A 23779-nucleotide genomic window follows, 5' to 3' on the forward strand; every position below is an offset into this window, starting at 1 on the left:
GAATAGCATTCATGAGTATTACCGTAAAACGTATATCAAATAAAAAGGATATTAAACAATTTGTGAAGTTCCCCATGGATCTTTACAAAAACAACCCCTATTTCGTCCCTTCCATCATTAAAGATGAAGTGGATAATTTTGACCCAGAAAAAAACCAAGTCTTTCAAAATGCAGATTGCTGGATGTTTCTCGCTTTTCGCGAAAGCGAAATAGTCGGACGTATCGCTGCTATCATTAATCATCTAGAAGTAAATGATCAAGGTAAGCCTAAGATGCGTTTTGGGTGGATGGATATGGTCGATGATATTGAGGTGACAAAGGCGTTGCTGGCAGAAGTGGCCAAAATAGGCAAAGAAAACAACCTTGAGTACATGGAAGGTCCTGTTGGTTTTACCCAAATGGATAAAGCAGGATTATTAGTGGAGGGATTTGACGAGGTAGCCACCATGATCACATGGTACAATCATCCCTACTACAAAGAGCATATGGAACAATTAGGCTTTGTAAAAAGCGCTGAATGGGTAGAGTTCAAATTCATTCCTCCTAACCCGATTCCTGAAAGATTCCACAAATTTGCCGATTTGATCGCTAAGCGGTACGAGTTGACCCAACTCAAGTTCAAAAATATCAAAGAAGTAGAGCCGTATGTGGATGACATGTTTGAATTGCTCAACCAAACCTATTCAAAACTGGTCACTTATGTACCTATACAGCAATATCAAATTGACTTGTACCGGGAGAAATACTTGCCTTTCATCAATCCAGACTTTTTAGAATGTGTGGTGGACAAGGATGGTAAATTAGTCGCCTTTGCGATTACTATGCCTTCATTTTCTGAAGCTTTACAAAAAGCAAATGGTAAATTATTCCCTTTAGGATTTCTTCATTTATTAAAAGCCAAAAAGAAGAATACTCGCGCAGCATTCTATTTGATAGGTATTCATCCGCGATTACAAGGTAAAGGCGTCACCGCAATGATGTTCCGCAATGTGACTCAGAATTTCATGAATTACGGGATTGAAGTTTGTGAAACTAATCCAGAATTAGAAGATAACATCGCGGTTCAAGCCCTATGGAAAGATTATGATCCGACGTTGCACAAACGCAGACGCATCTACCGTAAAGACCTTTAAGTGGACAAACTAGACCCATCTCGCATCCTGTTTGAAGACAATCACTTGATTGCAGTCAATAAACTTTCTGGCGATCTTGTTCAAGGCGATAAAACTGGTGACTCCATTCTTCCTGATCTCATCAAAGAGTACATAGCAGTGAAATACGATAAACCTAGAGCCGTCTATCTAGGCGTTACCCATCGGTTAGATCGACCAACCTCTGGCGCTGTGGTGTTTGCGCGTACTTCTAAAGCATTGACGCGCATGAATAAACTATTCTCTGATCGTGATACAGAGAAGATCTACTGGGCTGTTGTAGAAGGACATGTGACAAAGGATAAAGAAAGTTTGACTCATTACCTAGTGCGCAACCCTAAGCAAAATAAAAGCTACGCCCACGATCATGAAGTTCCTAACTCAAAAAAGGCGACACTGCATTACCAATTGCTCCAACGTATGGACAATTACAGCCTGCTAGAAATAAAATTAGAAACAGGCAGGCACCACCAAATACGCTCACAGCTAAGCAAAATAGGCTTTGCTATAAAAGGAGATTTGAAATATGGTGCGAGACGCAGTAACAAGGATGCGAGCATACATTTACACGCAAGATCCTTATCTTTCATACATCCAGTGCGCAAGGAACCCGTAACATTTACGGCACCGGTTCCAGTTCATGACGCCATCTGGAATGCTATTGATAAGAATTTATGACACCTAAACAAGTACACCAGCTACAACTCGATTTTTTCAAGAAAAGAATCACCTTTGATTTTTCTTACCGTATCAAGGCCTTAGAAAAGTTAAAAAAAGTTTTACTAGAAAGAGAACAAAAGGTATACGAAGCCTTGAAGGCCGATTTGCGTAAAAGCGAATTCGAATCCTACGTATCTGAATTTCAAACCGTGATGGCGGAGTTGGATAGATACATAAAAAACACAGCCAAGTGGGCCCGACCTCAAAAGGTGAGCTCCACCCTACTTAACTTCCCTTCTAAGGCAAGAAGACACCCGGAGCCTTATGGAAATACACTTATCATCTCGCCATGGAATTACCCTTTTCAATTAGCAATGTCGCCCTTGATAGGAGCTATTGCGGCTGGAAATACAGTGGTTTTAAAACCCAGCGAATTTTCCACTGCCACCAGTGATATATTAAAAGAGATATGTAAAGAAAGTTTTGAAGCGAATCACGTGACTGTTGTTTTAGGTGATGGTGAGACTGCACAAGAGTTAACCGCGCTCAAATGGGACTATATCTTTTTTACCGGCAGCCCTGGCGTTGGTCAAAAAATTTATGAAGCTGCTGCAAAACATTTGACACCTGTAACTTTAGAATTAGGCGGTAAAAATCCAGCGGTAGTTCATGAAAGTGCAAATTTGAAGGTGTGTGCAAAACGCATTGTATGGGCAAAGTTCCTCAATAGTGGGCAGACTTGTATAGCGCCAGATTATATTCTAGTACATGAGTCTGTGAAAAATGACTTGGTACGCTTACTCAAAGAGACGATCACTGATTTTTTTGGGGAAAATCCTAAGGAATCTGCGGATTATCCACGTTTGATAAGAGAGAAACATTTTGAGGCATTACTGGAAATGATGGAGGACTCACAAGTAATTACTGGTGGCACTCATGACAAGTCTGATCTCTACATAGCTCCTACCTTGCTGGATGAACCTAGCCGAGAAAGTAAAGTGATGCAAGACGAGATTTTTGGTCCCTTACTTCCTCTTATTTCCTATCAAAACAAGGCAGAGGTAGAGCAATGGATCACTAGTTATGACAAACCCTTAGGGGCATATGTGTATACTGGCGATAAAGATTTTAGCCGTTGGTTTATCAATAGATTTTCATTTGGTGGTGGAGCGGTTAACGATAGTATCGTTCAATTTTTGAATGAGAAATTGCCCTTCGGTGGTGTGGGGACCAGCGGGATAGGCAGTTATCATGGCAAGAAAACTTTTGAAACCTTCAGCCACTATAAAAGTGTTGTGTACCGCGGCACTTGGCTTGACATTCCGTTAAAATACCCACCTTACACGATAAGTCTTTCGCTGGTAAAAAAAGCTTTTCGCTGGATTTGAAATAGGTTTAATAGCTTTTCATACTAGGTTCCCCAGCTTGCAAATAAAAGGTTAAGTTGATGTTATTTCGCTTTCGCGAAAGCGAACTTCCTTTATCTTTAAAACAAAAAGTCATGATCAAAGAAGGAACCAAAGTAAAATGGAGCTGGGGAAATGGGACGGCTGAAGGAACGGTTCAATCCACCTTTGTCAAAAAAGTGACTCGAACCATCAAAGGAAATGAGGTTACTCGTGAAGGTGAAGAAGGCAATAAAGCGTTGTATATTAAACAAGAAGATGGCGATGCTGTATTGAAGCTGGAAAGTGAAGTAGAAAGAGTAGACTAAAATAAGAGAATGAGCAATACCCTAATTTATAGCGGAATGACTGAATTCTTGATTCTATCCACAGTGGTAGGATTAGTGATTTATGGATTTCAACAATTTTCAGATTCTGGAGATCGTATGGCTATTAAGGTGCGCAAGGATGGCAGTCGCGAGTACGAAAGGGTATCTGCTGAGCCTGATACCACTTTGCCTCTTTGGATAAAGATTTTAATTTTTATAATTATCGCCGGTGTGCTATTTATGCCACTGGATTTCATACTTAACCGATCTTAATTATGGCAGAAATCATCAAACTTTACGAAGAAAAAACCGACCAAAAACAGCTGCGCAGGATTGCAAAAGCTATGAAAGAAGGTGCATTAGTCATTTACCCAACAGATACTGTTTATGGACTAGGTTGCGACATTACAAATAAGGAAGCTATTGAAAAGATCGCTCGCATCAAAGGAGTAAAATCAGACAAAGCCAACTTTTCCTTTATTTGTGATAGCTTAAGCAATTTGAGCGATTATACCAGTCAAATCGATTCTGGAACTTTCAAGCTTTTGAAGCGTAATTTGCCTGGGCCGTATACGTTCATTCTATCAGGAAACAACAATTTACCTGGAATATTCAAAAAGAAAAAAACGGTAGGTATACGCGTTCCAGATAATGCCATCGCCATTGGTTTAGTAAAAGAGTTAGGTAATCCTATTATTTCAACCTCTATTAAGGACGATGATGAAGTGTTGGAATATACCACAGACCCTAGTTTGATTGCAGAGAAATGGGACAAATTAGTAGACATAGTTATTGATGCTGGATTTGGAGGGAATATAGGATCTACAGTAATTGATTTGACCACTCCTGAACCTACATTGATACGAGAAGGAAAAGGAAGCACAGAACTTTAATCCCCAGTCTTAAGATACTAGCAAGCCTCTATTTTTAGAGGCTTTTTTATGTTTAAATAAAAGCAAATTCACAAAGCTTTACATATTTGAACTTGGAGATACGGCTATATTAGGTAAAACTTAAAATTAAAAAATGCCTTACTTAGAAAAAACAACTGCAAATAACGAGTCCAATATATCCATCTATTATGAAGACTACGGAATGGGAAAACCCATCATCTTAATTCACGGGTGGCCTTTAAGTGGTGATATGTGGGAATATCAAGTACCTGCGTTGATTGAAGCGGGACATCGTGTTATTACTTATGATCGTCGAGGTTTTGGTAAATCTTCAAGACCGTATGATGGTTATACCTATGAAAGTATGGCAGAGGACCTGCACAGTTTGATAAAAAAGCTAAGTCTTGAAAATGTCACTCTCGTAGGCTTTTCAATGGGCGGCGGTGAATTAGGCAAATATGTGGAAATGTTTGGAACTCATCATATTTCAAACTTGATTTTCATAAGTTCTATAGCTCCTTATATGCTCAAGACAGATGATAATAAAGAAGGAGTTCCTGAAGAGGTTTTTGAAGATATGAAAGCGAATGTTAGTAAAGATCGAGCTGGGTTCTTGAAAGGATTTGGTAAAGATTTTGTCAATTATAAAGATCATAAGGACAAAGTTTCTCAGGGAATGTTAGACCATAGTTTTTCTATTGCCGTGAGTGCTTCGCCTAAAGGAACTTTAGATTGCATTGATGCGTTTGGTAAAACAGACCTTAGAGATGCGATGAAAAAGATCGATGTACCTACTTTGTTCATACATGGTGATGCAGATCAGATTGTGCCTCCTGCCCCTACTTCAAAGCAAGGACATGAATTAGTAAAAGATTCAAAATTGCACATGTTCAAGGATGCTCCTCATGGCTTATTCTTAACTCATACTGAAGAATTGAATAAGGCAATCATTGACTTTTTAAAATAAACAGTGACAATTGAAAAAACACCCCTTAAAATCTATCGATTTTATGGGGTGTTTTTTCTATAGCATGCTTTTAATTAAATATTTTTGATATTTTTTATCAAATTTTTACTTAATCCTTTTACAAAAAGTTGATTTGATTGTATTTTGTAATAAAACTAATAACCTATGAAAAATATCGATAAAATTTTTGAAAACAATAAAGAGTGGATACAGTCCAAACTGGCTGTAGATGATAAATACTTTGACAAACTAGCTTCTGGTCAGGATCCTGATATCCTATACATAGGTTGCTCTGACAGCCGGGCAACTGCTGAAGAAATCATGGGCTTAGGTCCTGGAGAAGTTTTTGTACATAGAAATATTGCAAATATGGCTTCTAATCTGGACTTGACTGCAATGGGTGTTATTAACTATGCAGTGACTCATTTGAAAGTAGATCATGTAGTTGTTTGTGGACATTATGGTTGTGGAGGTGTTAAAGCCGCTATGCAATCTCAAGATCTTGGGATTTTGAATCCATATTTAAGAAATATACGTGACGTATACCGTATGCACAAGGAAGAGTTGAATGGTATCAAAAATGAAGAAGATAGATACAAGAGACTCATAGAACTTAATGTTCAGGAACAATGTATCAATGTTCTTAAAACCAGCGATGTACAGCTTGCCTTTAGAGATCGTGGTATTACCGTTCACGGTTGGGTTTTTGACTTAGCCACTGGTAAACTTATCGATCTCAAAATTGATTTTGAATCTATTTTAAAAGACATCATGGAGATTTATCATCTCGATTAATTTTTTTTAGTAGCAATTAATAGAGCGCCCTCTGTAAACACAAAGGGCGTTTTTTATTGAAGAAGATATACACCATAAACAGCCTCGACAACAATTGATCTTACTTTGATGGAACATCAACATTTTTTGATTTACAAGCCGTATAAAATGGTCAGTCAGTTTGTGACTAATGACCGACATCAAAAAAGGAAGCGTTTCTTAGGAGAATTAGCTGACTTCCCTGAGGGAGTTATGGCTGTAGGTAGACTTGATGAGACTAGCGAAGGTTTGCTGCTTATAACAACAGATGGCAAATTGAGTCACCAAGTCAACAATTCAGGCAAATTTAATAAAGAGTATTATGCTCAAGTAGACGGGAGCATAACTGAAGAGGCTATCCTAACTTTAAGACAAGGAGTGGATATAAGTGTTAACGGCAAAACTTATAGAACCAAGCCTTGTGAGGTCAAACAGCTAGTGAACATTCCTAAACTACCTCAAACGGATCAGAAGATCAGAGATGATAGACATGGACCCACCAGTTGGATCTCTATCGTACTAAATGAAGGTAAGTTTAGACAAGTTCGTAAAATGACTAGTGCAGTAGGTTATCCTACTTTGAGACTGGCTCGAGCTAGAATAGGAAACTATTCCTTTGAGGGGATGAAATGTGGAGAGATTATAAGATTGAAGGCAAGACTTGAGAATATCAGCTCTTGATGATGATCATGGTCGCTTTGACTCCAGAAGCTAAATTCCAAACGTTTTTTGAAATAATCTCGCCCTTTTTATTCATTACTTTAAACTCTGCGGTATTAGGGCCCGAGGATCCTTGATTCAAAGCTTCTATTTCTAGTTTATTAAAACCAGGGTTCAGGTTGATCGCAAAACCTTGAAAAACATTGCGCAAATAAATTTGATCTACGATAATTTGTCCATCAAGCCACACTCGAACTAAGTCGCCATCTTCAAACTGATGATCTCGACATACCATTTCTAATACACTTTCACCCGTACGAATTTCGCCAAGAAACGTGTCGCTTCTAAATCCTATGGCATTGCCATTATCTGCAAAGAATTTTTGTTGCTTAAATTGAACTCCTGGATCTAGTAAATCACTATCGGTACGCATACTCACCGCAGGTCGCTCACTACTTCTAGAAAAAAATGGCGTTATTTCTTTCTCTTTTTTAGGAAATAATAAAGACCCACCTTCTTCAGTTTGGGGTACAGGATTCACTTTGACTGTTGAAGTACGCGGCGTTTCCTGCGCATACGCAGTCAAACTCAACAAGAATAAGAGAAGTTTTAACCCGTTTTTCATACCTTAAATGTAGCAATTTCCTTGCCCAACTGATTTTGTGAACAAAAACTTTTATCATCTAAGACTCTAAATAGTTGAATTAGTTGCGTTAAGGCTTTAAAAAGTTCGCTTTCGCGAAAGCGAACTTTTTAAAAGAAGTATGTCCTACATTAGCTAATTCGCTGTATATGAGCCCCTATTTGTTTAAGGCGACCGTCAATATTTTGATATCCTCTATCAATCTGTTCTATGTTATGAATAGTGCTGGTTCCTTTGGCACTGAGAGCGGCAATAAGCAATGAGATTCCTGCACGTATGTCTGGAGAAGTCATGGTTGTTGCCTTAAGGCTGGATTGGAAATCATGGCCTATCACGCTAGCACGGTGAGGGTCACAAAGAATAATTTTAGCCCCCATATCGATGAGTTTGTCTACAAAAAACAATCTGCTTTCGAACATTTTTTGATGAATCAGTAGGCTACCACGAGCTTGAGTGGCGACTACTAACACAATACTCAATAAATCTGGAGTAAAGCCAGGCCAAGGCGCGTCTGATATGGTCAATATGGAACCGTCAATGTAGTTTTGAATCTCATAACCATCTTTATGAGCAGGAATGTAAACATCATCTCCTCGACGTTCTAGTGTAATCCCCAACTTACGGAATGTTGATGGAATTAACCCCAATTCATCGTACGCAACGTTTTTTATGGTGACCTCACTTTTAGTCATAGCGGCTAGACCTATCCAGCTGCCAATCTCGATCATGTCTGGAAGGATTCTGTGTTCCGTCCCGCCCAGTTCGCTCACTCCTTCAATGGTCAACAAATTGGAGCCTATTCCAGAGATCTTAGCTCCCATACGGACTAGCATTTTACACAGTTGCTGTAAATAGGGTTCACATGCGGCGTTGTATATGGTTGTAATTCCTTTAGCCATTACAGCTGCCATAACAATGTTCGCTGTTCCGGTAACAGATGCCTCGTCTAGCAACATGTGTGTTCCTGTGAGCTCCTCTGCCTCTACACCGTAGAAGTATTCCTCTTTATTGTATCTAAATTTTGCACCTAACTTTATAAACCCTTCAAAGTGAGTGTCCAGTCTTCTACGGCCGATTTTATCCCCACCAGGACGTGGGATAAAACCTTGACCGAATCGAGCCAACAATGGTCCAACTAACATAATGGATCCACGAAGGCCACGACCTAATATTTTATAATCCTCTGATTGAAGAAAGTCTAGATCTACATTATCTGCTTGAAAGGTGTACGAACTTGTACCGTTCTTTGTCACCTTAACTCCTAAATGACTTAATAGATCAATTAGTTTATTGACATCGATAATATCAGGTACATTATTAATAGTCACAGGATCGGAAGTCAATAAGACCGCACATAAAATTTGTAACGCCTCATTCTTAGCTCCTTGTGGATGAATATCTCCTTTGAGTGCATGACCACCTTCTATAATAAATGTTCCCATGGTTTTTTTGACTTTGAATTTTAAAAATAATATGATCAGAACGGTCGAACCTCAACTTCTCTGTCAACTATTCAAAAGTAATTAACAGAGATTAGAAATACAGAGATTTTTTAAACTCATACTCTGGCACAAAAAAAACAGCCGTTTAGGCTGTTTTTAAATAATTCTTCAAAAGACTTAATTGCGTCTGCGTCTGTTATTGTTGTTATTACTTCTTCCACCTTTTTTTGAACGGCTTCTGTTATTGTTATTATTGCTCGTATTTCTACGGGTATTAGTGTTGCGGTAGATCAGATCCTTAGATTCTAGTAGGTCTTCATCTTTAGCAGCGAGATTGATTTGTCCATCGCTCAATTCAAATAAATGTTTGAATATCACTGAATCATCAACGGAGTCTTTGTTCCAATTGAGAAAAGACTTTTTCATGTGATTTGCAATGATGAATGTCAAAGCTTCTCGCTTCTCCCCTTTTTCCCATGAAGTAGCTACATCAATCATGCTCTGTATGTTATTCCCGTAAAATCTATATCTAGGTTTCTTTTGAGGATAAGGCATACGCGGTGGATGCGCTTCTAAATCTTCTTTACTAGGTAATGGGTATGGGGAATCTACATCAATATCAAACTCTGATATGATAAAAAACTGATCCCATAGTTTGTGTTGAAAATCAGCGACATCTCTTAGATGAGGGTTCAAATTACCCATAACTCCAATGATGGCATTTGCCATGCGGTTGCGCTCTTCTTTAGTCTCTAGGGTTTTACAGTGCTCTACAAGCTTCTGTATATGACGACCGTATTCAGGTATATTAAGCTGATTACGCTCTGTATTGTACTCTAATGATGATATCAAAATGAAATGTAGTTCTTATTGTGAAGTGCTGCAAAATAAACAAAAAGCAGTTAATCTTGTTAAAATATATTGGTAAATGAAGTTTGCATCTATAAGGAAATAACTCCCTCCACCTTAGAAACTTCTTTATACTTTGCAATAACAGCGTCAGGATCTTTCATATTTACAATGATTGAAACACTGGTATATGTTCCTTTACTGGATTCTTTAGTCGTAATAACAGCCCCTATATTATTGAAAATATTTTCGATTTCTGAAATCTTATCTCCGGCTGTGGGAACAATAAACTTGTATAAGTATTTAGAGGGCCACAAACTGGTATCTGCTAGTTGTAACTTTAGCTTTTCGTAAAATTCGTCTGACTTGGAATCGCTCATAATAGGAATAACTTATGCAAATATAATCATCGGGATGCGGTCCTGCTAGAACTGGATTTAGTTAATTTGTAGTTCATGGAATCAACAGCTAGAATATTGTTAATAGGAGGTCCTGGATCAGGAAAAACAACCTTAATTAAAGCCATTGAGGATAAAGGTTATACCGTACATCATGAAATCTCGCGAGAGATTACGCTCAAAGCTCAAAAACAGGGAATAGAACAGTTATTTCTAGATGATCCCATGTCATTTTCCAATCAGCTCCTAGAAAAAAGGATTGAACAGTTTCATAGGGCTGATTCTGGCATTCATTTTTACGATCGTGGTATCCCTGATGTTCCCGCATATCATAAATCTACTAAGGATCCGATACCGGAATCGTATTATGAGGCTTCAAAGAAGCATATCTATGATCAAGTTTTTTTCCTGCCACCCTGGAAAGAAATCTATGAAAGCGACAATGAGCGTTATGAATCCTATGATCAAGCAGTAACCATCGGTAAAATACTTACTGACTTTTATGAATCTTTAAATTACAATGTTATCAGAGTACCTAAGTTACCAGTAGCAGAACGATTAGATTTTATACTAAGAACCTTAAAAATTGATTGAAGCCTCTAGAGACATATTACAAAAAGTCTACAGTTATGATGCATTCCTGCCCTTGCAAGAGGATATCATTGCTAATGCATTAAAAGGAAAAGATACGGTAGCACTATTACCCACAGGTGGCGGTAAATCTTTATGCTATCAGATTCCAGGATTGCAGCTGGATGGTATTTGTATAGTTGTTTCTCCTCTCGTAGCGCTTATAAAGGACCAGGTTTCTCGCCTTCAATCTTTAAATGTCAAAGCCATAGGCCTGACGGGTGCGATACGTTATCAGGATCTGGATGATATCCTAGACAATGCTATTTTTGGTAATTACAAGTTTTTGTATTTAAGTCCAGAGCGGTTGCAACAACCCTTAGTTCAAGAGAGAATCACTAAAATGAAGGTGAATTTAATAGCTGTGGATGAAGCCCACTGCATCAGCGAGTGGGGACATGACTTTAGACCCGCCTATAGAGATATAACCATATTAAAGTCATTAGTCCCTAATGTTCCTGTTATGGCACTCACCGCCACCGCTACGCATAAGGTTCAGGAAGATATCATATCTAATTTAGAACTTGAAAACGCCACAGTATTTAAGAATAGCTTCAAACGAGATAACATCACCTATCGCATTCTAGAAACTGCTGACAAGCGTAAATCTACCGTACAATTTTACGAGCACCAGCCGTACAGTTCCATTGCATACGTGCGAAGTCGTAAAAACAGTATTGAGTACGCCCGATTATTACAACAACACTATATCACCGCTGGATTTTATCACGGCGGGCTGGATTCAAAAGCAAGGGACCAATCCATGCAAGAGTGGATGAATAACACAACTACAGTTATAGTAGCAACTAACGCTTTTGGGATGGGAATCGATAAGTCAGATGTGCGCAGTATTGTACACCTGCAACTACCCGATAGCATTGAGAGTTATTATCAAGAAACCGGTCGCGCCGGTCGTGATGGTAAACCCAGCGTTGCTCAATTTATTTATAATGTGAACGATCTTAACCACGCTCACAATCAGTTCATTAAAAGCTTGCCCTCGGTTGATTTTTTGAAATTGGTGTACCGTAAATTGAACAATTATTTTCGGATTCCACAAGGGGAAGGAATGGAAAGCCCGCATCATTTCTCGTTTGCAGATTTTTGTAGGACTTATGACTTGAATGGTGTGGCGTGTTACAATGCCTTGCTAGCATTAGATCGATTTAGCGTGCTCTCGATGTTGCAAGATGTTAAGGATAGGACGAGTATTCGCTTTCGCGAAAGCGGAAAAAACATACTCCAATTTGCTATGAACGACCCTATAGCAAGTGCCATCATTCAATCTCTCATGCGCACTTATGGCAGCAGCCAAGAACAGGAACTCAACATCAATCTGGGCTTGATCGCCTTGCGCAGTAATACAAGCGAAGAAAACGTTATTCGTATATTAGAGAAAATGGCGCAACAAGAGCTTATCGATGCACAGTTGACTCCAGCAGATACACACATTAATTTTTTAGTGCCACGAGAGGATGATCGTACTATCAATCGATTTGCGAGTGATCTAGAAAAGCAGAACAAACTGAAGGAAGCTAAGCTTAAAGCCATGATGCAGTTGGTTCAAAATCGGAAGGACTGTATTCAGAATTTGATTTTAGCCTACTTTGATGAGCCTGTACAAACACCTTGCGGGAGCTGTTCCAATTGTAAGCCTAAAAAGAGGTCGGGAGCTGAGCTTAATTCTATAATGCTTTTGCAAACTTTGCAAAGCGCAAGGACATTTGAAGACCTTTTAGTTACTCTAAATACGGATAAAGCAAAACTTACAGAAGCACTGAGAACCCTTTTAGAAAAACAACAAGTAAAAATCACCAAAGACAATAAATACATCATTCATGAATAGATCCTTAAAAATCGTTTTCTATGGTACTCCAGAGTTTGCTACTGGAGTTCTAAAAAAGTTAGCAGAATCTGATCATCAGGTGGTCGGTGTGGTTACAGCACCAGATAAGCCAGCAGGACGAGGACGTCAATTGCAACAAAGCCATGTAAAAACTTTTGCAGAGAAAAAAGGACTTAACATACTACAACCTACTAATTTAAAATCTGAAGAGTTTATAGAGCAACTAAAAACATTAGGGGCTGACTTACAAGTGGTGGTTGCCTTTCGTATGTTGCCTGAAAGGGTATGGTCTATGCCGCCTTTAGGTACCTTTAATTTACATGCAAGTTTGCTCCCACAATATAGAGGAGCAGCACCTATCAACTGGGCGATCATCAATCGTGAGGAAAAAACTGGTGTCACTACCTTTTTTATTGATGAGCAAATTGATACAGGAGCAATTATAGATCAAGTAAGTTGTAATATAGAAGAAGAGGAAACTGTAGGTACTCTATACGGGAAGCTGATGGAGTTAGGAGCTAATCTAAGCTTGAAAACAGTGAACGACATCGCTAATGGTCCTATCCAAACTAAAATTCAGAAGGAGGCACAGGATTTAAAGGAGGCTCCTAAACTGAATGCGTTAAATACCACGCTAGACTTTAATCAAACTGCAGGAGAAGTAGATGCCATGGTAAGAGGTTTGAATCCTTTCCCTATTGCTAAAGCAGTTCTAATTGATGAAGAACATCAAAATATCAAGATATACCAAACACAAATCATACGCCGACCGCATAAAATGTCTCCAGGAAGTATAGTCGTGGAAAACGGAAAAATTAAAGTAGCATGTGCAACTGATTTTATCGACATCTTTGAGTTGCAATTACCCAATAAAAAGAGAATGAAAGCATCCGATTTGTTAAATGGATTTCAATTCAGCCCGAATGCTAGATTTGATAAGGCCTAGCGATAAAACGACACAATAATCGGTTTTTTGTTAACAATTGTTCAAGGTTATAAACAATTTTTCCACTTTCTCGCTCTTATCCTTGCGTGCTAGCAGAATCCGTATAAATTTGTTTCTACGTTTTAGTTTAACCAACATTAATTTAAATTCTATTATGAACAAAACTGATTTAATCGAAGGAATGGCAGAATCTGCTGGCATTTCAAAAGCAGCTGCTAAAAAGGCATTAGAATCTTTTCTAGGTAACGTTGAAAAGTCTCTTAAAAAAGGTGACCGTGTATCTCTAGTAGGTTTTGGTTCTTTCTCAGTCTCTAAAAGAGCTGCACGTGAAGGAAGAAACCCACAGACTGGTAAAACCATCAAAATCGCTGCTAAAAAAGTAGTGAAATTTAAAGCAGGTAGCGACTTACAGAAAGCTGTAAACTAAGACTGCTATCTTTTAAGATTTAACCCGTTTCTAACCGAAACGGGTTTTTTTTTGTAAAAAACAACCAAAGATTAAATTAAATTCTTGTTAAAGAATAAATTTAATTTATTATGTTTAAACCTAGTCAAGAGCTTATGAATACACTTATTCCAGAACGTGGCAAGCTACTAGTTTCAGAACCCAGCATTATTGGGGATGTTTCCTTTTCAAGATCAGTTGTTCTATTGACAGAATTTAATGACGATGGAATTGTAGGGTTTATCATTAATAAGCCTTTAGATTTCACACTCAATGAACTGATCCCTGAAATTCATCAAGAATTTGAGGTTTATGAAGGTGGACCTGTTAGTCAAGACAACCTCTATTTCCTTCATCGCATACCAGAATTGATCCCTAACTCGCATCTTATTCAAGATGGTATCTATTGGGGTGGCGATTTTCAGACAGTGAGCACCTTAATCAATTTAAATAAAATTCAGACAGAGGATATTAAGTTTTTCCTTGGGTATTCTGGTTGGGAACGAGAGCAGTTACAACAAGAGTTGGATTCTAACTCTTGGGTAGTTACAGATAATGAAGACAGCAGTGAAGTACTCTCTGATCAAATGCACGACATCTGGAAGCATAAAATGCGTAATCTAGGCGACGGGTATGAGATATGGTCCAATGCACCAGAGAATCCTAGTTACAACTAGGAAAACAACTTTTCATTAAAAAAAGATCGCAACTCATCGCCAGCGGTTTGCTCGTATTCCTTTTTTCGGTACTTCGTGATATTCTTGATTCCTTGAATCACATTAGTTGAAAATAATTCATCCGCACGTTGAAGTTCAAAAGGGGTAATACTTTCTTCTACTATTTCATAATTCAACATGCGCTTTAATTGCGCTATCACTTGTTCTCTCATGATACCGTTTAAGCATCCATCTACAAGCGGTGGTGTTTTTATGATATTTTCAGATCTTAAAAATAGATTTCCAGATATACTTTCTACTACCATTTTATTTTGATTCAAAAGCAGCATGTCATCATAGTCATTCTCCGTTTTGTAAACACCCGCTAGGATATTTACGGTTTTAGTGGACGTCTTTAAATTACCTAGCATTCCTAAAGGAAGTAAATGGTCTTTGAAAAGTTCCACTTCATTTTTCTCACTCCTTTCAAATATTTGAGATAGATCTGTCATTTCTATCGTAAATGAAACTGTATTGTCAGTAGGGGTATATAATCCTCCTGCATTTCGCCAAACCGATATACGGACTCTAGAATGGCCTCCTTTTACTTTTGAAGTATCGTACAATCTAGTGATTTGTTCTTCAAAATACTCTGGAGTAAAAAATTGTGGGATCTCCATGCGTAAGAGCCGCATGCTGGACATGAGTCTAAAATAATGGGATTCATAGAAAATAGCGGTTCCTTGAAAGCAACGTATAGTTTCAAACACTCCATCGCCATAGAAGGTTCCACGATTATTGTATGGCAGTTTTGCCTCATCATTCTCTATAAGTACATCATTAAAAATCACCATAAAAAAAGCCCTGAAATTCAGGGCGCAAATTTAATTGTTATAAAACGGTCTATCGAGAACCTAAGACCTTTTTTAGTTCGCTGATTTGGTTTTCCCAAAACATTTTCTGCTCCTCCACTTCATCTTCATCATCACCAAAGTCGGTCACCATCAAAGAAACATCCTTAGTTATTTCATCTACCTCTATGCGTAACTCAAAATACTTTTTAGTATCCTCATCATAATCCCATTGGAATCTAGCGCGCTCCTCGCCTATTCGCTTTATGATTTTTGCTTTTTCTTCCGTTCCATCCCAGATAAATCTGAAATATTCTCCTCTACTATTCACATTGTCTGCAAACCATTCTGACATCCCAGATGGCGTTGCAATATATTGATACAATAGGGTTGGCGATACGTGTACTACAAACTCTAATTCAAACTTTATAGGATCCTGCATTGAAATATTTCTTTGTCGGCAATATAATGTAATCCTAGGGAGACTTTAAAATTTATTGAATTAAAATTTTTGATGTAGAGTATTTGGTTGCGATTATAAATTAAAGTTATATTTGCAGCCGCTTAAACTACCAGCAGTTTAAGATTGATGGCGTGGTAGCTCAGCTGGTTAGAGCGCAGCACTCATAATGCTGAGGTCGGCGGATCGTGCCCGCCCCACGCTACAAAAAACCTTCCAGAAATTGGAGGGTTTTTTTATTGTCTAGTGGTTCCTCTTTCTATTAATGAAGTTTTTAAGGTGTGAATGCGTGTGACCTTTATTTCCTCCTCGTTAGTAATCAAGTTTTTTAATCGTACAAAGGTTTTCTTACCTAGTTCAGCGGCGTGCTGATCGATGACTGTCATTTTAGGATACGAATATTCAGAGAGCAATCCATTAGAATAGCAAATGATCTGAAGGTCCTTAGGTATTTCAATACCTAAGTCACGGGCTTTATTCAATGTGATGATACCTGCCATTTGGTCTAAGGCTATCACAGACTCGATACCGTCATACCTTAAAGCATCTTCAATTCTGCTTTCAAACTCTGTCTCATTTGTGCTTGTTATAAAGTTCAAAAGAACATCATCATATTCCTTAACCTTACGACGTATGCCCTCTTCCCGTAAACGACCTACACTTAAGTTGCTGATGGTACTTACCATGCAAATATGGCGATCTCCCTTATCCACTAGAAATTGAACACTGCGAGAGCCAGATAGAGCATCGTCATTAACCATTTTATCGCATTCCAATTCATCCACTACTCTATCAAACATCACAAGAGGAGTTCCACGATCAATCACTTTTTGAATGTGCGCATAATCAGATTTTACCTGAGTCTCTTCTGCCGCTGCGATAATGAAACCATCTACATAATCATTATTAAGCACTTCTAGATAATCTGCTTCTTTGCTCAAGAGCTCTTTTGAAAGGCACGTAATGATTTTATAATCATTCTCTGTTGCGACTTGCTCGATACCTGTTAGTGCTTGAGCAAAAAAGCCATTGATAATATCAGGAATGACCACAGCAATGACTTTATGGGATCTAGGATCTTCCATTGTTCCTTTATATCCCATCTCCTTAGCGGTAGCAATGACAAGCTCTTTCGTCTCATCACTGATCTCGGTACTGTTTTTAAGAGACTTTGAAATGGTAGAAACTGATAGTCCCAGTTTATCTGCAAGTGCGCTTAGAGTGACCTTATTTTTCTTCACAGGATATTTTTATATAAAGGTAATGGATTAGAGATGAAGCTGTAATTATTTCGCTTTCGCGAAAGCGAACTCCTTTTCAAAACCTGTCCTTTTCAAAATCTTGACAACACTCATATGTTAATTTAAACAAAAAACAAATAAATAGACTAATCGTTTAAAAGCTTATTTTATAGATAATAAGTATTACAAATAGATTAAAACTCTCTTTTGTTACTTTAATGGATTACTTTTATTTATCATTTTATTACTGCTATGCAAAAAATTACTCAGAATTGTATACTAATTATTTTTACGTTGATTTTGAGCAATACTATAATCGCTCAAAAATCTAAGGAGCATAATGCTGGATTCACAGAGCGTACTGATAGCCAGAAACCTATATTGAGCTTGAAGGATGCGCCTCTATTTCAGGTAAACGCCACCCATCAACTCGAGAAAGTTGACATATCAAACATTGCTCCTATCACAGAAACGTTGATTACAAAAACATCTAGTGCAACTTATAATTTAGCATCAGCCAAAGTTGCACATGAACCTGTCGGTTCTACAAGAGAAAATTTCTATTACCACAATATGGAAATGGATTTTACTGGATGGACTACATCTAGCACAAATGGTTTGGAATGGGCGGTAGGTACAACTGGGGAAAAGGGAGAAGGATCCTATCTTGTAACCACTCCCTATGGATCTTACCCTAGCAATGCGCAAGCTTATGTCACCACGGCCACCATATCGACAATTGGTTTTACAAACATTCAATTGAGTCTAGACTTTCTAACTCTATTAACTGATGTTGAAGATGGGTTAAGAGTGGAGTATAGTTCAAATAATGGTTTTAGCTGGACGGTGTTAGGAAATGATGGTACAGGATCAGGAGCTAGTAACTGGTATAACAATTCGACTGTAAGCGCTTTTTCATCTACTGCATCTGCATGGACAGGAAATAATTCCTCAAATGACCCTAATATAAGTCGTTTTGAACAAGCGACATATCCATTACCATTAACGCTGAGCAATAATGCCAATGTAAAGTTTCGATTTGTGTTTGCCTCTAATAATAACCGTTCTGGTATAGGAGTAGCTGTCGATAATTTGATATTGACCGGTCAGCGTACTATACCTGCTACAATCACAACTGGCCCTGCTAATGTATCCAGTCAATTAAGTTTATGGTTGCGCTCATCAGATTTAGCTTTGAGTAATGGAGATCCTATGAATATATGGGAGGATAAGGCTTTGAATCACGATGCAGTAGAATATACCGCTAAAGCTCCATCTTATACTAACAATAGTGTGGACAACGTCAACTTCAATCCTTCTGTTACTTTTGATAGGTCGCAAGGTCAACATATGAGAGGTATAGGTGGCTTTAACTCTCAAGATTATTGGGTAGTGGTAAGAAGTGACCTAAATACTTCTAAAGAAATCAGTGATGAAACTGTACTTATAGGCGGAAAATATTCCGTTGAAAACCCATCAAATGATCCTTCCGGACTAGGTTGGGGTCCTGTATCTGCTAGGTTTAGTAGTGAAGTGCTAGCACATTGCATAGATCCCATAAGTGAAAACGATGCAGCTTCAGGAAGCTACGGTCGTGCCTTTACCAACTCAAGTCGAACTTTCGATGATGTTCGTATCATCAATGTGAAAAACAACTCTACAAACAACCAATCAGAAATTTACATCAACGGCCGTAAAGTGGATAATACGACTGGACAGACAACGGTCAGTAATGCTGTTTTAAACTTCCAACAATTTACTAATATTCCTTATTATCTAGGAGTAGGTAGATATACGTTGACAGGTTTGCCTTTTGAAAGTCATTTGAATGGACAGCTTACAGAAGTCTTTAGTTATAGAACTCGCAAATCAAATACAGAACAACAACGTATTTATTCTTATCTGTCTATAAAAAATGGCGTTTCCCTTCAAGCGCCTACTACTTCATTATCCGTTAATGACCATCAAGCCACCTGGGATTATATAGATTCTAATGGCGACGTCATTTGGGATTTTGCATCAAATAGTGGGTTTGCTTATGATGTTGCGGCGATAGGTCGTGATGACCTTTACCAATTGAATCAAAAGCAGTCTCAAAGTGAGAATTCAACTTCAATTGTGGCCATAGGTCTTGATGAGGTTAAGGATATAGGTACTGACAACCCAAATTCTTTTGCAGCAAATCGTGAGTTTATGATTTGGGGTCATAATAATGGCGACTTGTACAAAGCCAGCGCTGCGATCACCCATACGGTAGGTACTACAATCTCTGTTCCTACCAGTATGGAACGGATGAATCGCATTTGGAAAATCAAAGAACGAACTACTGGAGATATTGGATTCTTGGAATTCAGAGTACCTACCAGCGCTTTTGCAGGTTTGAGCCCTGTAACTGGAGAGAAAGAACGCGTCCTTATCATTGCAGATGACCCCAATTTTACAGTGAATCTGAGAACCGTGTTTTTCAAAACATCAGGTGCTTATGAACGTGTAAAAGTTGAATTGGATGGTACTAAGTATTTTTCCTTAGGTGTAGCTGATGTTGTGTACTCAACTCAAGGTTTAGAATTTGATGGGGTAGATGATTTCATTGAGGTACTGGATGGCAAAAACATTGAAAGCAATTTCACCATAAGTGCCTGGGTTTATTCCACTGGAAGTAATAATAGTAATAGCAATCGTACGATCATCTCAAAAAGAAATGGTACGGATGGTTTTCAATTTTATATAGGGAACGACAATAAGGTAAATGTTTACTGGCATAATGGTACTGCTCAAACCCTTGTTACTAATACTGCAATCAACAATAACGCTTGGACGCACGTCGCTGCAATATATGACGGCACAGTAGTAAAGCTTTACATTGATGGAATTTTAGATAATTCTGCTACAAGAACACCTCCTGTAGCCAATTCAAATATTATGGCTATTGGGGCTCGCAAAAGATCTAAAACGAATATTGTAAATAGGTTTAAGGGTCAGCTTGATGAAATTAGAATATGGAATACGGCACTAACTGAAGATCAATTAAGGTACATCATGAATCAGGAGGTAATGGACAACTCCTCATTAGTTGCAGGTGAAATTATGCCATTAGGTGTCACGAAAGATGCCATTAAAACGGTGACATGGGATAAATTACAGGCGTATTACGACTTGAATAGCTATATAGGTACCGCCTTGAACGATCATTCCATTAATAAAAGCCATGGTCAAATGGCATATGAGGATCAATACACCATGAAAATTCAATCTGCTCCACTTCCTTATGTTACTCAAAGTAACGGAATTTGGGAGAATCAAAGTAATTGGGAAAATGGATCAATGCTGTTTACACCAGGATCTACAAGAGTTATTAATGGTTCTTCAGTTAAGGTTGATTGGAACATTGTGAGGTCAAAAGACAGTATAGTAATTAACTCGACTGATGTTGAATTGTTAGGTTTAATGGTAGAAAGCGATACATTGAGGGTGCAAAACAATCATGGCCTTTCAGTAACACATTACTTGAAACTTGACGGTAAAATAGATTTAGTTGGAGAAGCCCAATTGGTACAAAATGATCAAAGTGATTTAGATCCATTGAGCAGTGGTAATCTAGAGAGAGATCAACAAGGGACTGGTGATGTGTATAATTACAATTACTGGGCATCTCCCGTAAGTTTTATAAATAATACCACAAACAACACAGGCTATAGTCTCGCTAGCAATTTAAAAGATGGGACAGATGAAGATAACCCTAGAGACTTAAACTTTACTACTAGGAGTAACCCTAATGGTGCTATTGCAACCACATCTACTGCCGCTACTATTTCTAGTCGATGGTTATACAAATACAGTAATTTAACTTCTGGCGTTTATGCTAACTGGCAAGCTATTGAAAATGGAGACATGCTCAATCCCGGTGAAGCTTTCACTATGAAAGGAACTGGATCGTCCACTGATCAGAATTATACATTTGTAGGTAAACCTAATAATGGTGATATGGACCTAGCAATTACCGCAGGTAACGATTACCTTGTTGGAAACCCTTACCCAAGTGCAATGGATGCACAGGCATTCCTTACTGATAATACAGATCTAGATGGAACACTCTATTTTTGGGAACACTGGGGAGGTGGTAGCCATATTCTAGCGGAATACCAAGGAGGTTATGCCATGTACAACTATTCAGGTGGCACCCCAACCGCTACTAAAGGAACCTCTCACCCATTAGTAAATGCAGACGGTACTGCGAACAAAGTACCAGGTCGGTACGTCGCAGTATCTCAAGGATTCTTTGTGATAGGAGAAAATACAGGAACTATCAAATTCCGTAATACGCAACGCATTTTTGAAAAGGAATCTAGTGGTAATAGTGTATTTGTTTCAGCACCTGGAAGTAGTGCTACTAACCCTGCTCTAGATTACAACCCACAACCAGATAATAGAACTAAAATCAGACTTGGATTTGACTCTCCTAACTTGATTCATCGTCAACTATTATTAACCATTGATCCTAAGGCAACTTTAGCCTACGATCGCGGGTACGACGGTCTTCAATTTGATGATCAAATGGACGATATGGCTTTCTTAATAGGCAGTGATAAATATTCCATTCAAGGGATAGGCAGTATTGAAGAGCAGGTAGAATTGCCATTGTTTGTAAAACTAAAAGATAACGGTACAATCAAAATAGGACTGGATCACATTCAAAATCTAGATGAAAAGACTCCAATTTATATTAAGGATGAAGTGACTCAAACATTACATGATTTAAGAGAGAGTGCTTTTGAAAGTCCTTTTTTATTCAAGGGTCAATATAAGTCACGATTTTCAGTAGTCTTTAAAAATCAAGGTACCCTAGGAAGCGACCTTATTACAGACCAAGAGGCTATTATAGTATTTACCCCTAGAAATGGATCTACAATTCAAATTAAAACGCCAACCAGCATTCAATTGCAAACAGTGTCCATAATCAATATGCTAGGGCAAGTCATCCATACGGTAGATGTCAGAACCGCATCTGGTGAAATAAGTATCCCGAGAAATAATTGGGCAACAGGCAGCTATATTGTAAAAATGACTACCGATGATCAAATGTATTCCAGGAAAGTGATATTAGACTAAAAAGTAGTATTTATTTTAGCCAACAGGTCTTCGGGAGATAATGATTCTTGAAGACCTGTTTTCATGTGTTTCAACGTGAGTTTACCTGTCTTAATCTCATTCTCACCTGCTAGAATCACATACGGGATCGAATTCTTGTCCGCATAAGTCATCTGCTTTTTCATCTTCCCTGGTTCTGGGTAGAGCTCTGTTTTTATTCCGCTTTCGCGAAAGCGAAACATCCATTCCATACAATAACTAGCCTCAGTTTCACCAAAATTGATAAATAAGGCCTGCACGCCCGCTTTAACGCTATCTGGAAACAACCCTAATTCTTCTAAAACAAGATAAATGCGATCCAGACCGAAACTGATCCCTACCCCACTCATATCCTTCATCCCGAAAATACCAGTCAAGTCATCATATCTTCCTCCACCACTAATACTCCCCATAGAAACACCATCTGGTGCGGCAACCTCAAAAATGCAGCCAGTGTAATAATTCAATCCTCTAGCTAGAGTGATGTCTAAGTCCAGATGCGTCATTTTCATTTCTAGCGGCGCTAGCTTTTCTTTAATCGTTTCAAGTTCAGTAATTCCTTGAAGTCCTATTTCGCTTTGCGAAAGTAGTTTCTTCATCTGAGCTACTTTTTGCTCAAAGTCGCCAGACAATTCAAAAACAGGTTGCAATTTCTCGATGGCAGCTGCCTCAATTCCTTTTTCCAGCATTTCTTTTTTAACAGCATCAGCACCTATCTTGTCAAGTTTGTCAAGGGCTACCGTAAAATCAATCAATTTATCTGCAGCACCCATCATTTCTGCAATTCCAGCAAGTACTTTGCGGTTATTGATTTTTATGGTACACCCTTTTAATCCTAAGTCTGTATAAACGTCATCAAATAACTTGATGAATTCTACTTCTTGTAATAGAGAATCACTACCCACCACATCTGCATCACACTGGGTAAACTCGCGGAATCTACCTTTTTGAGGGCGGTCTGCACGCCATACGTTTTGTACCTGGTAGCGTTTAAATGGAAATGCGATATCATTCTGGTGTTGTACCACATACCGGGCAAATGGGACAGTAAGATCATAACGTAGAGCTCGATCGCTGATTTGTGAGGTAATCACAGATTCGTCTTTAGTGACTAGATCTGATTCGGGTACTTTATTCAAGAACTCTCCATTATTCAAGATCTTAAAAATCAAACGATCTCCTTCTTCCCCATACTTACCTAGCAAGGTCTCAGAATTTTCAAAACTGGGCGTTTCAATGGGCATAAAACCGTACAATTGAAATCTATTTTTAATAATATCAATAATATACTCCCGTCGTTCCACCTCGTTAGGGCTGAAATCTCGAGTACCTTTAGGAATAGATGGTTTTTGTGCCATGGCTTGCTTTAAAGCTGCAAATATAAAGC

Annotated in this window: 23 protein-coding genes and 1 tRNA gene; 16 read left to right on the forward strand and 8 right to left on the reverse strand. The window is 38.3% G+C overall.

The features are described 5' to 3' along the window. Positions 1-11 precede the first annotated feature (11 nt). The 9 genes from NMS_RS11660 to NMS_RS11700 all read left to right on the forward strand — a co-directional run bounded on the left by NMS_RS11660 (position 12) and on the right by NMS_RS11700 (position 6879). Positions 12-1133: a hypothetical protein gene (locus tag NMS_RS11660; protein ID WP_041496939.1), complete on the forward strand. Its 1122-nt coding sequence runs from the start codon at positions 12-14 to the stop codon at positions 1131-1133. Continuing rightward, positions 1134-1829: an RluA family pseudouridine synthase gene (locus tag NMS_RS11665; protein WP_041496940.1), complete on the forward strand. Its 696-nt coding sequence runs from the start codon at positions 1134-1136 to the stop codon at positions 1827-1829. It begins immediately after the preceding gene. Then, positions 1826-3199, forward strand: a complete 1374-nt coding sequence (locus NMS_RS11670) for an aldehyde dehydrogenase (RefSeq protein WP_041496941.1) — start codon at positions 1826-1828, stop codon at positions 3197-3199. Before NMS_RS11665 ends, NMS_RS11670 begins: the two co-directional genes overlap by 4 nt. A gap of 113 nt (positions 3200-3312) precedes the next feature. Continuing rightward, on the forward strand, positions 3313-3525 hold the full coding sequence (locus NMS_RS11675; RefSeq protein ID WP_041496943.1) for a hypervirulence associated TUDOR domain-containing protein: 213 nt from the start codon (positions 3313-3315) through the stop codon (positions 3523-3525). A 9-nt stretch (positions 3526-3534) separates the two neighbouring features. Beyond that, a complete protein-coding gene (locus NMS_RS11680; protein WP_148311391.1) occupies positions 3535-3798 on the forward strand; it encodes a hypothetical protein in 264 nt (87 codons plus the stop codon). Between the two features lie 2 nt (positions 3799-3800). Further along, complete coding sequence (locus tag NMS_RS11685) at positions 3801-4418, forward strand: L-threonylcarbamoyladenylate synthase (RefSeq protein ID WP_041496945.1); 618 nt, start codon at positions 3801-3803, stop codon at positions 4416-4418. Between the two features lie 133 nt (positions 4419-4551). Beyond that, on the forward strand, positions 4552-5385 hold the full coding sequence (locus NMS_RS11690) for an alpha/beta fold hydrolase (protein ID WP_041496946.1): 834 nt from the start codon (positions 4552-4554) through the stop codon (positions 5383-5385). 165 nt (positions 5386-5550) lie between these two features. Further along, the gene (locus NMS_RS11695; RefSeq protein WP_041496948.1) at positions 5551-6180 is read left to right on the forward strand and encodes a carbonic anhydrase; all 630 of its coding nucleotides are present in this window, start codon (positions 5551-5553) and stop codon (positions 6178-6180) included. A gap of 108 nt (positions 6181-6288) precedes the next feature. Then, complete coding sequence (locus NMS_RS11700; RefSeq protein ID WP_041496950.1) at positions 6289-6879, forward strand: pseudouridine synthase; 591 nt, start codon at positions 6289-6291, stop codon at positions 6877-6879. Here NMS_RS11700 and NMS_RS11705 read toward each other — a convergent pair. The 4 genes from NMS_RS11705 to NMS_RS11720 all read right to left on the reverse strand — a co-directional run bounded on the left by NMS_RS11705 (position 6869) and on the right by NMS_RS11720 (position 10172). Continuing rightward, positions 6869-7483, reverse strand: coding sequence for a hypothetical protein (locus NMS_RS11705; RefSeq protein ID WP_041496952.1), 615 nt, complete (start codon positions 7481-7483; stop codon positions 6869-6871). The genes NMS_RS11700 and NMS_RS11705 overlap by 11 nt on opposite strands. Positions 7484-7632: 149 nt before the next feature. Further along, positions 7633-8943: a UDP-N-acetylglucosamine 1-carboxyvinyltransferase gene (gene murA / locus NMS_RS11710; RefSeq protein ID WP_041496953.1), complete on the reverse strand. Its 1311-nt coding sequence runs from the start codon at positions 8941-8943 to the stop codon at positions 7633-7635. A 177-nt stretch (positions 8944-9120) separates the two neighbouring features. Further along, positions 9121-9795 (reverse strand): DUF4290 domain-containing protein, encoded by a 675-nt coding sequence (locus tag NMS_RS11715; protein WP_041496954.1) that lies wholly within the window; start codon positions 9793-9795, stop codon positions 9121-9123. An 89-nt stretch (positions 9796-9884) separates the two neighbouring features. Further along, positions 9885-10172: a DUF493 family protein gene (locus tag NMS_RS11720; protein ID WP_041496956.1), complete on the reverse strand. Its 288-nt coding sequence runs from the start codon at positions 10170-10172 to the stop codon at positions 9885-9887. Between the two features lie 75 nt (positions 10173-10247). Between NMS_RS11720 and NMS_RS11725 the strand changes: the two genes are divergently transcribed. From NMS_RS11725 to NMS_RS11745, 5 genes are all read left to right on the forward strand, one after another. Beyond that, positions 10248-10784 (forward strand): AAA family ATPase, encoded by a 537-nt coding sequence (locus NMS_RS11725; protein ID WP_041496957.1) that lies wholly within the window; start codon positions 10248-10250, stop codon positions 10782-10784. Beyond that, the gene (locus NMS_RS11730) at positions 10777-12666 is read left to right on the forward strand and encodes a RecQ family ATP-dependent DNA helicase (RefSeq protein WP_052476950.1); all 1890 of its coding nucleotides are present in this window, start codon (positions 10777-10779) and stop codon (positions 12664-12666) included. Before NMS_RS11725 ends, NMS_RS11730 begins: the two co-directional genes overlap by 8 nt. Continuing rightward, complete coding sequence (gene fmt / locus NMS_RS11735; protein WP_041496958.1) at positions 12659-13612, forward strand: methionyl-tRNA formyltransferase; 954 nt, start codon at positions 12659-12661, stop codon at positions 13610-13612. The genes NMS_RS11730 and fmt overlap by 8 nt, the downstream gene beginning before the upstream one ends. A gap of 154 nt (positions 13613-13766) precedes the next feature. Beyond that, the gene (locus NMS_RS11740) at positions 13767-14039 is read left to right on the forward strand and encodes an HU family DNA-binding protein (RefSeq protein WP_041496960.1); all 273 of its coding nucleotides are present in this window, start codon (positions 13767-13769) and stop codon (positions 14037-14039) included. A 134-nt stretch (positions 14040-14173) separates the two neighbouring features. Beyond that, positions 14174-14734 (forward strand): YqgE/AlgH family protein, encoded by a 561-nt coding sequence (locus NMS_RS11745; RefSeq protein WP_041497706.1) that lies wholly within the window; start codon positions 14174-14176, stop codon positions 14732-14734. Here the strand turns inward: NMS_RS11745 and NMS_RS11750 are convergent. Then, positions 14731-15567 carry an aminotransferase class IV gene (locus tag NMS_RS11750; RefSeq protein WP_041496961.1) on the reverse strand — a complete coding sequence of 279 codons (837 nt, stop codon included), beginning with the start codon at positions 15565-15567 and terminating at the stop codon, positions 14731-14733. The two genes, NMS_RS11745 and NMS_RS11750, sit on opposite strands and share 4 nt — an antisense overlap. Before the next feature lie 49 nt (positions 15568-15616). Continuing rightward, on the reverse strand, positions 15617-16006 hold the full coding sequence (locus NMS_RS11755; protein WP_041496963.1) for an START-like domain-containing protein: 390 nt from the start codon (positions 16004-16006) through the stop codon (positions 15617-15619). A 149-nt stretch (positions 16007-16155) separates the two neighbouring features. Between NMS_RS11755 and NMS_RS11760 the strand changes: the two genes are divergently transcribed. Next, positions 16156-16229, forward strand: a tRNA-Met gene (locus tag NMS_RS11760). Between the two features lie 31 nt (positions 16230-16260). On the opposite strand, the gene NMS_RS11765 is transcribed toward NMS_RS11760, so the two are convergent. Then, on the reverse strand, positions 16261-17265 hold the full coding sequence (locus NMS_RS11765) for a LacI family DNA-binding transcriptional regulator (RefSeq protein ID WP_041496964.1): 1005 nt from the start codon (positions 17263-17265) through the stop codon (positions 16261-16263). A gap of 300 nt (positions 17266-17565) precedes the next feature. On the opposite strand from NMS_RS11765, the gene NMS_RS11770 reads away from it, so the two are divergent. Next, on the forward strand, positions 17566-22374 hold the full coding sequence (locus NMS_RS11770) for a LamG-like jellyroll fold domain-containing protein (protein ID WP_158449007.1): 4809 nt from the start codon (positions 17566-17568) through the stop codon (positions 22372-22374). Here NMS_RS11770 and hisS read toward each other — a convergent pair. Continuing rightward, positions 22371-23750 carry a histidine--tRNA ligase gene (gene hisS, locus NMS_RS11775; protein WP_041496965.1) on the reverse strand — a complete coding sequence of 460 codons (1380 nt, stop codon included), beginning with the start codon at positions 23748-23750 and terminating at the stop codon, positions 22371-22373. The two genes, NMS_RS11770 and hisS, sit on opposite strands and share 4 nt — an antisense overlap. Positions 23751-23779: the final 29 nt, after the last annotated feature.

Source organism: Nonlabens marinus S1-08 (genome assembly GCF_000831385.1).
GTDB classification, from domain to species: domain Bacteria; phylum Bacteroidota; class Bacteroidia; order Flavobacteriales; family Flavobacteriaceae; genus Nonlabens; species Nonlabens marinus.